The organism is Leptospira fluminis (assembly GCF_004771275.1).
GTDB lineage: Bacteria > Spirochaetota > Leptospiria > Leptospirales > Leptospiraceae > Leptospira_B > Leptospira_B fluminis.
The window spans coordinates 52,564-65,093 of sequence record NZ_RQEV01000015.1; the positions used below are offsets into that span (position 1 = coordinate 52,564).

At 48.7% G+C, this 12,530-nt stretch carries 11 protein-coding genes; 4 read left to right on the forward strand and 7 right to left on the reverse strand.

The features are described 5' to 3' along the window. Positions 1–63: 63 nt before the first annotated feature. A complete protein-coding gene (locus EHO61_RS14575; protein WP_135814306.1) occupies positions 64–1,371 on the forward strand; it encodes a hypothetical protein in 1,308 nt (435 codons plus the stop codon). A 26-nt stretch (positions 1,372–1,397) separates the two neighbouring features. Here the strand turns inward: EHO61_RS14575 and EHO61_RS14580 are convergent, their stop codons facing one another. Then, the gene (locus EHO61_RS14580; protein ID WP_135814307.1) at positions 1,398–2,246 is read right to left on the reverse strand and encodes a tetratricopeptide repeat protein; all 849 of its coding nucleotides are present in this window, start codon (positions 2,244–2,246) and stop codon (positions 1,398–1,400) included. Between the two features lie 131 nt (positions 2,247–2,377). Here EHO61_RS14580 and EHO61_RS14585 point away from each other — a divergent pair, with 131 nt between their 5' ends. Beyond that, a complete protein-coding gene (locus EHO61_RS14585; protein ID WP_135769182.1) occupies positions 2,378–2,557 on the forward strand; it encodes a hypothetical protein in 180 nt (59 codons plus the stop codon). 10 nt (positions 2,558–2,567) lie between these two features. Here EHO61_RS14585 and EHO61_RS14590 read toward each other — a convergent pair whose 3' ends face one another. The 6 genes from EHO61_RS14590 to EHO61_RS14615 all read right to left on the reverse strand — a co-directional run bounded on the left by EHO61_RS14590 (position 2,568) and on the right by EHO61_RS14615 (position 10,439). Beyond that, a complete protein-coding gene (locus EHO61_RS14590) occupies positions 2,568–3,392 on the reverse strand; it encodes a crotonase/enoyl-CoA hydratase family protein (protein ID WP_135814308.1) in 825 nt (274 codons plus the stop codon). A 90-nt stretch (positions 3,393–3,482) separates the two neighbouring features. After that, positions 3,483–4,850 carry a histidine kinase dimerization/phosphoacceptor domain -containing protein gene (locus tag EHO61_RS14595; protein WP_135814309.1) on the reverse strand — a complete coding sequence of 456 codons (1,368 nt, stop codon included), beginning with the start codon at positions 4,848–4,850 and terminating at the stop codon, positions 3,483–3,485. A gap of 307 nt (positions 4,851–5,157) precedes the next feature. Then, positions 5,158–6,279, reverse strand: a complete 1,122-nt coding sequence (locus EHO61_RS14600; protein ID WP_135814310.1) for a peptidoglycan DD-metalloendopeptidase family protein — start codon at positions 6,277–6,279, stop codon at positions 5,158–5,160. 90 nt (positions 6,280–6,369) lie between these two features. Next, positions 6,370–6,780 carry a bactofilin family protein gene (locus EHO61_RS14605; RefSeq protein WP_135769178.1) on the reverse strand — a complete coding sequence of 137 codons (411 nt, stop codon included), beginning with the start codon at positions 6,778–6,780 and terminating at the stop codon, positions 6,370–6,372. A 103-nt stretch (positions 6,781–6,883) separates the two neighbouring features. After that, complete coding sequence (locus EHO61_RS14610; RefSeq protein ID WP_135814311.1) at positions 6,884–9,349, reverse strand: penicillin-binding protein 1A; 2,466 nt, start codon at positions 9,347–9,349, stop codon at positions 6,884–6,886. Between the two features lie 19 nt (positions 9,350–9,368). Next, positions 9,369–10,439, reverse strand: coding sequence for a zinc dependent phospholipase C family protein (locus tag EHO61_RS14615; RefSeq protein WP_135814312.1), 1,071 nt, complete (start codon positions 10,437–10,439; stop codon positions 9,369–9,371). Positions 10,440–10,517: 78 nt separating this feature from the next. On the opposite strand from EHO61_RS14615, the gene EHO61_RS14620 reads away from it, so the two are divergent. Then, positions 10,518–11,786 (forward strand): diaminopimelate decarboxylase, encoded by a 1,269-nt coding sequence (locus tag EHO61_RS14620; protein ID WP_135814313.1) that lies wholly within the window; start codon positions 10,518–10,520, stop codon positions 11,784–11,786. Further along, positions 11,764–12,468: an IspD/TarI family cytidylyltransferase gene (locus tag EHO61_RS14625; RefSeq protein WP_135814314.1), complete on the forward strand. Its 705-nt coding sequence runs from the start codon at positions 11,764–11,766 to the stop codon at positions 12,466–12,468. The genes EHO61_RS14620 and EHO61_RS14625 overlap by 23 nt, the downstream gene beginning before the upstream one ends. The last annotated feature ends 62 nt before the right edge of the window (positions 12,469–12,530 follow it).

Here is a 12,530-nt window from a genome sequence, read left to right on the forward strand (position 1 = left end):
GCGTCCTCCCTTCGCCGTTTCGCCTTTTTTCCGATCCCGTTGCGGCCGATACTAATAACAGCCATGTTTCCTTTCCGACGCTCTTCAGATCGTATTTTATCGGGTCTTTTCCTTGTGCTCGCGCTCGGAGGACTTTTCGCCGCCGCGGATCTTCAGATCGCTCCGGAGGTGGGAAATATTTCCGACTTTCGAACGGATCGAATCGCTTTTCATTATATCCAGCTTGTGGACAAGGACGGAAACGCAATCCCGGACCGAAATTCGGGAAAGGACAATTCGGAAGCAACGTTGGTCATTATCGACCGCGGACAATTGACCCTACTGAAGGACGGGTACGATGATCCGTCCCAAGTGCGCGACCGGGAACGGGAATACCTGGCGAAAATTTACCATTACACCCGCTTGAGAGAGTTGGAGCAGGAATATAAAAAACTTCCGGAAGCGGAAAAGAACGCTCTTCGAACCGCCACCGAACCCGAAGCGTCGGATTTGAAAGTCGCTGATTCCGGTAAAGAAGCTAAGACGGTTCCTTCTACCGAGAATAAATCTACGGTAAATTCCGTTCTTCCCGAGCCGGAACCCAGGTCCAAGGGATTCGATCTGCTCTTGAAGTTCGACGACGAACTTTTGAAACTTTATGGGACGGAAAAAGCCGCCTATGCGGAATATGTCCGCTCCGAAAAAATTTACGGAAAGGATTCTCCCCGAACTAGCTCATTGCGAAACAAATACTCGGAAGCTCGGGACAGGATTTCTGCAAGGAAGCGAATCCTCTCTAATTTTCTCAGGAATCCCGGTCCGGAAACGAACCCTTATCCGGGGGATCGCAAGGACCAAAACGTTTTTACGAATCATATGAACGGAATACCCGATTATTACCTTCATTCCACCAGTCCCAGGGAAGTGGACGGAATGATCAGAGGGGAAGAGGAAGTCGGCAAGAAATACGGGGAATTGTATCGCAAGGCCCGGGACAGGTTGGTGGATGCCGAGATAGAGAAGTTGTACTATTATTTTTGGAACCGAGACATGACCAATACCAGGATCAAGGTGGAGAAATATCTCAAGGGGAAGAAGGTCGTAGTGGTCACGGGAGATTCCACGGTCTACACGATGATCGATAAGGAAGGAGACGGGATTACGGAGTCGTTCTTCGTGGATTCTCCGGGACTTCGTTTTTCTTGGGGACGGGATATTCCGAATATACTTTCCATCTCCAATTGCACGGACGAGGTCATCTTATCCAAGATCAAGTCCCTCGCGGACGAGGTCGCCTCGGGAAGGATACAGAAAAAGGTGGAAAAATTGGATATCACCGTTCCTGAAGAGCAGATTCTGGAAGAGTTAAAGCCTTTATTAAAGAACCTTTAAGTATTCTAAAGCGAATCTCTCGGCCGTCACGCCTCGTCTATCTCGACGTTTTCGAGAGTATCGAAAAATCCGGTTTGTAAAAGAGGGCCGAAGTCGACCATATCTTCCGCGGAGAGTTTCAATCCGTTTTCCATAGAATATGCCTGGAGTAGGGAAGCGCATGCAAGGTGGCTTTCTCCCAATTGGGAATGAGCTCTGGCTTTGACGACTAGAATGTCCGCATCGGATTCGCCGAAGTATTTGATGTAAAGGTCGATGAATTTCAACGCATTCTTATGATCTCCCACCTTCAGATAACATTGGGCGATCATATCGTAATGGAGAAACGTTTCCTCTTCGTCCATTCTCATTGCGGTCTTGAGAGAAGCCAGTCCTGAGTTGTAATCGCCTCTCTGGAAATACAAATACCCCAGTTCCGCCCAAATGTCCTTCCGTTTGATTCCTCTGCCTCGCGAGAGCTTTTCCTGGGAAAGGGCCTGTTTCAAAACCGTGATCGCTTCGTTTGACCGATCCGTATCTTTTAGCAGGCTCGCAAGAGTCAGATAGAGTTCCAATTGGTCGGGAAAAGACTCAATCGCCTTGCTCAATATCTTTTTAGCGGATTTATAGTTGTGAACCTTGATCAGATAGTTCGCGTAATGCAGATGACTCTCCGGATGTCCGACGAACTTATCCAGTAATTCCTGGAACAAATTTAAAGTTTCTCGGGTATTCCCGATGTGATACTGGCACCAGGCTTGCCGATTCTTTACTTTCAATACCGTTTTGGGATTCTGGGTGAAATTCAGGGATTCCTTGTACAAATTGAACGCTTTAGTAAATTCCCGTTGCCTTTCCCTCTGGATGGCATTGCGTATCAATTCCCTGAATCCCACGACTGGGACAGATTAAAAAAAAAGCTAAAATAATCAAGTTTTCCTCGGATTGACCGATGATTGAAATGGGGGGATAGAAAGAGAATTTCCCCCGATTTCGACGGAATTTCGTCGGAGAGGAAAAAACGATTATGGAGATTAGCAACCAAGCCAGCCAATCCATGATGCTCGAACGCATCGCAAATTTGCCCCGTGAAATTTTTCAGGCCCAAGCCGACCTGAATTCCAAACTGTTGCGAGTAGGCGTGGAATCCAAATTACAGGCTCAGGACATCGAAGGGAAAGCTAGACTGCTCGATATTTACGCGTAAGCGAAATCGATCAGTTCTTATTGTATTCCGGGCGTTTTCGGTCCCGAAAGGAAACCAAGGCTTCCCGAAAATCCTTGGAATCTAGAAAGCTGGAATTCCAGACAGCGACGTAATTCAATCCTGCGCTTAAGGGTTTTCCTTCGCAGAAATTCATCACTTCCTTCACTCCTTGGACGACGATCCTTGGGTTGGCTGCGATTTCCGCGGCTGTTGCCAAGGCTCCTTCCAATAATTTTTCCGGAGTATCGAATAATTTGGATACCAAGCCTATCCTCCGGGCTTCTTCCCCGTCTATGTCCTTTCCGGTAAGCGCCAACTCCTTGGTCTGTCCTTGCCCGATAATCGCAGGCAATCGGTTCAACGATCCCATGTCGGCTACGATCGCGACCTTGGCTTCACGGAGGGAAATCGAAGCGTCGTGGGTCGCATAACGGATATCGCAAGCCGAAATCAAATCCAAACCGCCTCCGATACAATGTTTATGAATGGCCGCGATCGACGGTTTCGGGGAATCATACACCGCGTTGATTCCTTTTTGCATCCTTAGGATTAGATCGTAGAATTTGAAGCGATCGTCCCCGTAGGCGCCCTGTACCGTCTCTCCGAATTCCTTAAAAAACGAATCCAGATCCAACCCGGTCGAAAAGGATTTTCCTCTTCCTGCGACCACGAAGGAGCGGATAGAAGGAGCCGAATTGATTTCTTCGATCGCATCGGGTAGATCCCGCCAAAAACTCCAATCCATCGCATTGCGCTTGTCGGGGCGATTCAGATACAAAATTGCCGTTCCGTCATGGTTCGGAACGATCTCGAAAAATTCGAAGGAGGTTTTCATTCCGATCAGAATAATCCTGCCGGAAGGGAAAGGGCTACCATTTTTTACAGGATCTAAAACGGTACTTCCTCGGCCGGGGAGGAAGGTCCGTTATTTACGGACGGGAAACGTGAGTTTTGCGGAGCAACCGGAAGAATTCTCCCACTCCATCTTGCCCTGTAGCAGTTTGACGAAGGAATCCACTAGAGAAAGTCCCAGAGAATGGGCGCTCCTATTCCGTATCGCGTCCGCGGGAAATCCCACTCCGTTATCCTTGACTTCCAATACGTAATCCGAACCGTTCTTGTGAAAATTCACCCGAATTTCCCCTTCTTCCCTGTCTACGAATCCGTGTTTAAAGGAGTTGGTCAAGAGTTCGTTGATGATCAAAGCGCAGTTCATTCCCGTTTCGCTGGGGATCCTGCATTCCTTTACGTTCAGGACGAGCTTGAATTTTTCCCGATCCACTTTATAAACTTCGAATAAAAGATCGGTCAATTTGCGGACATACAGATCGAAACTGATGGAGGAAAGATCGTGGTTTTCGTATAGTACCTCGTGGAGCAAGGCTACGGCGTGTATCCTGTGTTGGCTCTCCTTAAAGATATCCATACTTTCCTGGTCCTTGAGATGGGACGCGTTCATACTCAGGATCGAAGAGATGATCGTCAGGTTGTTTTTGATTCTATGATGGATTTCCTTAAGGTAGGATTGTCCTGGATCGTCCGAATTTTCGGTTCCAAAGACGATCATCGTTCCGGTTGCGATCCCTTCCGTACTGAGAATCGGCGAGGAGGTGACGGAGACCTTTTTTTTTCGCCCTAAGTTATCGACGATCGTACGGTTTTCCGAATCGATTCCGACGCCTTTTTTTAGAACGTCGGAGAGCGGAATTTCCTGTATGCCCTCTTCGAAATTTTCCAGTTTAAGAATCCGGGAGAGCGGTTGACCGATACATTCCGAAAACGGAATTCCTGTGATTTCCTCCGCAGCGGGATTACAGAAGATCACTAATCCGTTTTCGTCGGTGGTGATGATTCCCGATTCGATTTTGTTTAAAGTGGATTTAAGCGATTCTTCCTGTTTACGGTTTTTGAATTCCACTTCGTTTTTATACAAGGCAACTTCGATGGAAGAACGAAGTTGGTCGGACTCGAAAGGTTTTACGATATAGCCTAGAGGTTGGGTTCTTTTAGCGCGATTGAGAGTATTCTCGTCCGCGTAAGCGGTAAGATAAATGACGGGGGTCTGGAATCGATTTCTCAAAACTTCCGCGGTCTGGATTCCGTCTAGATTTCCTTCTATGTTTATATCCATCAAAACCAGATCCGGATGATTTTCCTCCGCCTTTTGGATCGCTTCTTCACCCGACGAAGTGATTCCGACGAGGTCGTATCCTAACTTCTTGAGTTTCTGACCAAGATTAACGGCCACGATGATCTCATCCTCAACTACAAGAATTTTAGGCTTCGTAAGCATACTTCTAATCTACGAGTAAAACGTTTCGTTTCAATCACATTTATTAGAAATCGTTTATGAAAATATTGTCGAAAAGGTTTCGAAAATGAAGTGTACGTCACATGCAATCAATAATCGGAGCGGGGGGAAATTTTTACTCGCATTCGACAAGCGAAGTCCGGATTTCTTTTGGAATAGCGATCCGGAACTACATCGGCTATTCTTTCGAACATATGTTCAAAAATTTCTTCTGTCTCTTACGGAAGAAATCCGGCGATATTTTAATCCTTAGTGCTTAGTTCCCTGCCGACGGACGGATTAATTTCTTCTAGTGATTCGGTTTTCCGCCTCTTTTAAACGTGAGGCCTTTCAGATATTTGCTAGGGTTTACGGATTTGCCTTTATGGATGACTTCGAAATGTAAGTGAGGGCCGAAACAATATCCGGTGCATCCCGAAGTGGCGATTTTCTTTCCGGCGACGACATAGTCTCCGCGTTTTACGTTCAGGCGCGAGTTATGAGCGTATAAGGTTTTGAATTCGTCGTTATGCTCTAGTACGACCGCGTTCCCGTATCCGCCCATCCAGCCGGCAAAGACGACTTTCCCGTTCCTGGCAGCCATTACGATTTCATAATTCGCTTTCAGGTCCAAAGCCTCGTGGAATTTATGCTGCGGAAAGGTTCTCCAGCCGTAATTGGAAGTGACGATCCGCGAGGTCACCGGAATCACCCATTTTGGAGCCGGATCGGGAATCACTGCGCCGGGTAAAAAAACTTTTTGTCCGGGACGAAGTACATCCAAATCGTCCAGTTTGTTTTCTTCCATGATCTCGTCCAGGTTCACTTTGTATAGGGATGCCACTCGGGCGATCGTGTCTCCCGCCTTGACTTTATATAGAAGTCCTTGCTTGTTCGGAATTTGCAGGATCTGACCCGGATAAAGCGTGTCGTCCAAGTTAATATTGGAGGAACCGGCGATGGATTCCATCGATACCTTGAATCGCGTCGCTATCTCCGAAAGGGATTCGTTTCGTTTCACCTTATAAGTGGTTACTTTGAGCTGTTTTTTCTTGTCGGCCGGACTGCGGATTTCGTTGGCCATCAGGATCGTAAGCTTGGCCTTTTCGGATTCCTCCAGAAATTTCTCGTCTCCCTTTTTGGCCTTTAGATCTTCCGAATCGTTTTCGGAAATTTCCTCCAACTTGGGATCCATGGACGCGTTGGAAGGACTCATCCAGATTCCGAAAAAAAGAAGAACAAAGAGGACGGAGGCGAAGGCGGGGATCATCCGGAATTTTCTTCTCCGGAAATCCACACTCCCGTGGTGGAGGTTGCCTCGAAAATAAAAGGAATAATGGAAATGAAAGGAGCCGAGATAGATCAGCGTAAAATTATCCGTCCGGAGAAGTTCTTTTCCCGCGGAGAGCTGTCTGGGCTTCTTGAAGATCATATGTTCTAATTATCGGTCGGGCAGCTCCGGCTCTGCCCGAGTTTTTCCCTAGGAAAGGGTCTTAGGAAGGAAAAAGGGAATCCTTCCGGTTTATTCTTCCTTTCCGTTGTCCAGAGTGCGCGTGCCTCCGAAGGACTCTTCCACAATTTTTTTCACGTCTTTCTTTTGGCCTCCGGTCACCGTAATGTTTCCTTTGGCGACCACTCCTTTAGCCAAGGTCAGGGCAGGGGCAATGATGTCTCCTAAGAGACGGCCTGTCTCCTCCAACCGGACTTCGGCTTCGGCCTTGATATTCCCGATCAAGGTTCCGGCCACTATGACCTCGCGAGCCGCGATGTTGGTCCGGACTTTTCCGGTTTCTCCGATGAAAAGGGCGTCGTCGGTCTTGATTTCTCCCTCGAACTTTCCGTCGATACGCAGAGAGCCAGCGATGTAAAATTTACCCTCGAAGATAGAACCGGGGCCGATTACGCTGTTATTATTATCTTTACCGATGGCCATCTGTCACTCCTGAATGATTTAAAAATACCTGGGAATAAAATCTATTTGGCAACGGCTCCGGAAAACGACAACTCTTTTTAGAGTTGGATCCGAGGCCTTAGAGTTATCGGATCACGTCCTCATCCCCTTCGAAGAGATTCGGCTTTTTCTTTTTGGAGGAAGTCGGCTTGGGTTGCGGGAGAGGAGCAGGCTCCGTCAACCCTCTATGATCGTCGCAGACTTCCGTGGGGACGGTTTCCTTATCGAATACTTCCTCTTCCGTTTGGTGGCAATGGCTACCGGGCAATTTTCCTGATATGGAGCAGATGGTACGCCTGACGATTTTCGGATCTCCGAAATCGAAGGGTTTGGACTTTTCCTTGGAAAGAGCGTTGGCCATGAATCTTCCCCAAATGGGAGCGGCAACGACTGCGCCCGACATTCCTTTTCCCAAGGAAAGGGTTCCGATGTCGTAACCGACCCAGACCACTCCGACCAATTCCGGAGTGTACCCCGCAAACCACGCGTCCCGGAAATTGTTCGTCGTACCCGTTTTGCCCGCGGCGGGTCGCGTCAGTCCGTAGGACCTCGCACCGGTCCCTGTTCCCTTTTTGATCACGTCCTCCATCATGGAAGTGATGACATAACTGACTTCGGGAGAGACGAGCTGTTTTCTTTCCTTTTTCTCGTTCTCTTTGCGGAAGTCTTTTAACAGATTGCCCTTATCATCCTCAACGTACAGAACGCTCAAAGGTAGCACCCGTCTTCCGCCGGAGGCGAATACGGCATAAGCCCTTGCGAGTTCGTAGGGAGATACTTCAAAACTTCCTAATGCGATGGAAAAGTCCCTGGGGAGATTCCGGTTCTCCACTTGAAGCAATCTTTCCAAATTCGGAAGAAGATTATTGAGTCCCGTATGTTCCAATAACCGTACTGCGACGCTGTTTCTGGACAATTCCAGAGCCTGACGCAGGCGTATGAATCCGGAATATTCTCCGGAATAGTTCGTAGGATTCCATTCGTCGCCGTCCTCTAAGACGTACTGTAACGGAGAATCGTCGAAGAGAGAAGCGGCCGTGACGTTCTTTTTCGGATCCGGATTTTCATGATAATATTCCATCGCGGAAGCGTAAACTAACGGTTTGAAGGCGGAGCCGGGCTGCCTATACGCCTGGAACGCTCGGATCTGTTGGTTGTCTGACCGGAAGCCGGAACCCCCTACCATCGAGGTAATGTAACCCGTTTCCGGTCGGAGAGAAATCAAGGCACCTTCCACGGGAAGTAAATGGTCTTCGGTGGCCTGGGTTTTATAACTCCAATCTACGACTTCGCCCAGGCCTTCCGTTCCGGAAATCAGATTTAAGACGGAAAGCTCGTCCCTAAGGTCTTCTTGCCAAGCGCGATTGAAGGTTCGGAAGGATCTGGAAATCTTGAACTTGAATTCAGGAATATCGTGCAATCCTGCCAGCATTTCATAAATGTCCCCGTAAGCGTCTTCGAAGGCGTCGATTTTCGTAAAAGCCCGCTGGTTGGATAGTAAGGTCTGCTGTTTGAGTCCCGCGGCCAAGGCCTTTTCCGCCTGGGTTTGGTGCTGTATGTTCAGCGTGGTGTAGATTTTAAGTCCGCCTTCGTAGAGCTGGGTCTTCGGAATGATCCGGGAAAGGTTTTTGCGGACATATTCCGTAAAGTAAGGGAAACGGTTCAATCTGTCGGAAAAAGCGGAATCGTTGGGAGAACGGTTTAGAGTAATGTAATATTCCGAAAATGCGTCGAATTCCTTTTCAGCGGTTTTTACGTCCAGAATTCCGTTTTCCACCAGCTTTTTAAAGACGACCCGAACCTTTCCCTCGGAGGTGATCGGGTTGGCCAAGGGCGAAAATTCCTTCGGGCGCGTGGTCAAGCTGGCCAAAAGCGCGGCTTCTCCCCAACTGAGATCCTTGATGTCCTTGCGAAAATAAAAACGTGCTGCGGCTCCGGCTCCGATCGTCCCGTGTCCGAGCGGAATTTCGTTCAGATAGATCTGCATCAGAGTCTTCTTGTCGAACGTCGCTTCCAATAACATGGCAAGCCAGGCTTCTCTCGCTTTCCGGAGAAAAGAGCGTTCCGTATTCAAAAATTTTAATCTTGCCACCTGCTGGGTGATGGTGGAAGCGCCTTCCTTTACCCTACCTGCGATCAGGTTGACCATGGTGGCTCTTAGGATTCCTCTGACGTCCAAACCTCGGTGGGAACGGAAATTATTGTCTTCCGTCGATTCGAAGCAGCGGATCACCTTATTGTCCCAGCCTCCGGGGAGGTCCGCGTCCGTTAACACGATCCGCGAAAACCGATAGAACTCCGCGATAGGTTCGTAATTACCGTCGGAATCGACTCCATAAAGGAGAGAAGGTTTTTCGTACCGATCCGCGGTAGGCACCCTCCAAATATCCTTTACGGAGAATACGAATAAAAACCCGTTCAGAAACAGGAGTCCCAGGCAAAGATAGGTCAACTTTCTGACGGGGCGATCGGAATCCAGAACGGTCCGGATTCTTTCCCGGAAGATCGTCACGAAATAACGGGACAAAAAATCTACGGGTTCTTTTTTCATATTTCCTGCGGGGCTCGGCTCATGACAGGGGAGAGAATTGTTTCATCGTGTCGATTCCATGATAACGCAGACCGGTATCCAAATTGTACCCCTGGTATTCCTTCAAAATCGCAGCGCGGGACGTTTTGTCATGCAGATAATTCCAGGCGACAGTGACCGCGTCTTTGGCCGCGTCGCAGGACCGATTGAGCAATTCGATAAAGGAATCGTTCCGAACCAGGGACGGGTCGGCGGGATAGGACCATTCCTTTTTTTCCTCGTTCATGATTCTCTTGTCTATATGTTCTTTCAGGGGGAGCATGAGCACGGATGATTTTACCCTGTGAAAAGAGATCTTATCTAAAAAACTTAAGGCCGCCCGAACGAAGGAATTGCGAGAATCCAGATACCTGTGGAATTGCAAGTATCCCAAAAATGATTCGTTCAGGATATCGCCGGGAATGATTTTGTCTTCCGATCCGAGATAACTGGATCGGAATTTCTCGGGGAAAGTCTCTTTTAATCCGTTCAGCCAGAAATGCCAAAGCATAGGATCCATTTTTCTTTTTCCGTCCTTGGCTTTATGGATCACGTCCACATGATGTACGAAATCGTAGGCTTTAGGAGTCATTCCCCAGCGAAAGTCCAGCAACCAGGAGTCCAGAGCGAATTCCACCCTCATATGGTTGTATTGGGCGACGCTGCCTATCTCCTTGTCCGCACTGTAAAAATCTCCGGAAATGAAAAAGATGTATGGGTGAGTTACGATGTCCACAGCGCAATGAATGATATAGCCCAAGGTGAACGCGACGAATCTGTCCCTGTACAGACCTTCCTCCGTGGAAAGGATCCGATCCAAGAAGCTTAAGACCAGTTCGAATACTTTTTCGTGATGGCTGAGATCTCCCCAACCTGTGGCTTTCTTCGTCCGACGCGGAGAAAGAATATGATAAAAATAAAAAATATCCGGAGCGATCGCTCCGATATTCGCGTATTTGCGCGTGCTTTCCTCTCGGAGCAACTTCGCGATTTTCCTTTGCTCTTGGGTCCCGTGATCCAAGTGTTTGCAAACTTGAGAGAGGGCTTCCAGATGGGTGATTTTGCCTGCCATAATCGGAATTTTGCCTTTGAAAAAACCCGGACCGATCGGAAAGATGGCCTATAACTATCTAGAAAAGCCTCCATACGTATGCAATCAATAGAAAATCTAAAATTTTTGACAAGATCGGAAGTTCGAAAAGTCGCGGAAACGTTCGGCACTCCCGTCTTCGTTTATACAAGGTCGGGAATCGAATCCAGCTGTGACGCGGCTCTCGCGTTTCCGAACGCCTTCGGGTTGACGGTTCGTTTTGCCATGAAAGCGAATCCGAACCGGACCATTCTGGAAATTCTGAAAAGAAAAGGAATCCAGATCGATGCCTCCTCCGAGCACGAAGTAAAGCGGGCCTTGGCCGCCGGTTTTCTACCCGCCGATATTCTGCTTACCTCCCAACAACTTGCCGCTTCCTTAAAGGACCTAGTGGAACAAGGCGTGCAGTTCAACGCCTGTTCCTTGCGCCAACTGGAGGAATTCGGAAAAATCTTTCCAGGCAGGGAAGTCAGCGTGCGCTTCAATCCGGGGCTGGGTTCGGGAGCGACGAAAAAGACGGATGTGGGAGGAAGAACTTCTTCTTTCGGAATCTGGCACGAGGAGCTAGAAAAGGTCCAGTCTCTGGTCTCTCGATATGATCTGAAGCTGTACCGCGTACACACCCATATCGGCTCCGGTTCGGATCCGGAGGTATGGAAGGCGGTGGCACAACATACTCTGGACATCGCTTCCAAATTTCCTTCTTGTCGGATCGTGAATCTAGGCGGGGGATTTAAGGTGGGAAGAATGAGGGAAGAAAAAACGACGGATCCTCAGGTCATCGGCGTCCCCGTAAAGCAATTGTTCGAGACCTTTGCTGCCGAAAAAGGAACCAAGCTCCGCATGGAAATCGAACCGGGCTCCTTCCTGATGGTGAATCACGGAGCGATTCTTTCCAAAGTGGACGATATCGTGGATACGGGCAAAGGCGGATTTACATTCGTGAAGCTGGACATGGGGATGGACGTAAATACGAGACCTGCGCTTTATGCGGCAAAGCATCCCTTGGTCGTGATTCCGGCTCGAGAGGAAGAGGAGAGAAAGACCGGCGACTTCGTTTACGTAGGACATTGTTGCGAGAGCGGGGATTTGCTGACCCAGGAAGAAGGCGGAGGACCTCTATCTAGAACCACCCAAGAGCCTAGGATCGGAGATTTCGTCGTGATGGAGGGAGCGGGGGCTTACTGTTCCTCCATGTCGGTCAAGAACTACAATTCCTATCCGGAGACTCCGGAGGTATTGCTGGATACGAACGGCGAATTCAAATTGATCCGCAAAAAACAGAATCCGGAACAAATCGTTCAAAATGAAATCCTGGTTCCCCTCTGAGAATTTGTACATTCTACTGCTTTCCGGCGGGACAGGCACTAGGATGGGTTCCGGCGTTCCGAAGCAATTCCTAGAGCTCGAAGGAGAATCGCTGCTCTTACATAGCCTGAGATCCTTTCTAGACTGGGGAAAGTCCAAAAGCATCATCCTAGTTTCTCATCCGGATTATATGGAGCGGACGGAAAGGGTCTGTTCCCCGTACCTGCGGGAACGGGATCGGATTGTGGAAGGAGGAGCAACGAGGCACGGTTCCACTTTGGCCGGTATGGACTGCCTTCAAATTTCCGACGCGGATATCGTTTTGGTTCACGACGCCGCTCGTCCTTTCGTTTCCGCCGCCGACTTGGATAGGCTTTCCGTTGCGGCGGAAAGTTACGGAGTTTCCACATTAGCGGATCGAAATTATGAAACCGTTTTGGAAGAGGAAACGAAAGGAATTCGGTTTTTGGATCGGAACAAAATCTGGTTCATGAAAACTCCCCAAGCGATTCGCGGAGATCTTTTGAAGCGTTTGCCAAGGGAATCGCAAGCGGAAGAGCCCACCGATTTATGCACTTGGGCGCAAAAATCGGGAATTCCGGTGAAATTAACGGAATCCCATCCGTACAATATCAAAATCACCCGCCCGGAAGATTTGGAACTTGCCGAGGCCCTTTATCCTCTGTTTCGAAAAGTGAAATAATTTCCTCCGAAAATCCGTTTCTGGAATCGCTTGACGTCAAGTATTCTCGAAGGATCCTGGCT

Coding starts and splice junctions, on each gene's coding strand:
- EHO61_RS14575 (WP_135814306.1), top strand. CDS start 64: ATGTTTCCTTTCCGACGCTCTTCAGATCGTATTTTATCGGGTCTTTTC.
- EHO61_RS14585 (WP_135769182.1), top strand. CDS start 2,378: ATGGAGATTAGCAACCAAGCCAGCCAATCCATGATGCTCGAACGCATC.
- EHO61_RS14590 (WP_135814308.1), bottom strand. CDS start 3,392: ATGAAAACCTCCTTCGAATTTTTCGAGATCGTTCCGAACCATGACGGA.
- EHO61_RS14595 (WP_135814309.1), bottom strand. CDS start 4,850: ATGCTTACGAAGCCTAAAATTCTTGTAGTTGAGGATGAGATCATCGTG.
- EHO61_RS14600 (WP_135814310.1), bottom strand. CDS start 6,279: ATGATCTTCAAGAAGCCCAGACAGCTCTCCGCGGGAAAAGAACTTCTC.
- EHO61_RS14605 (WP_135769178.1), bottom strand. CDS start 6,780: ATGGCCATCGGTAAAGATAATAATAACAGCGTAATCGGCCCCGGTTCT.
- EHO61_RS14610 (WP_135814311.1), bottom strand. CDS start 9,349: ATGAAAAAAGAACCCGTAGATTTTTTGTCCCGTTATTTCGTGACGATC.
- EHO61_RS14615 (WP_135814312.1), bottom strand. CDS start 10,439: ATGGCAGGCAAAATCACCCATCTGGAAGCCCTCTCTCAAGTTTGCAAA.
- EHO61_RS14620 (WP_135814313.1), top strand. CDS start 10,518: ATGCAATCAATAGAAAATCTAAAATTTTTGACAAGATCGGAAGTTCGA.
- EHO61_RS14625 (WP_135814314.1), top strand. CDS start 11,764: ATGAAATCCTGGTTCCCCTCTGAGAATTTGTACATTCTACTGCTTTCC.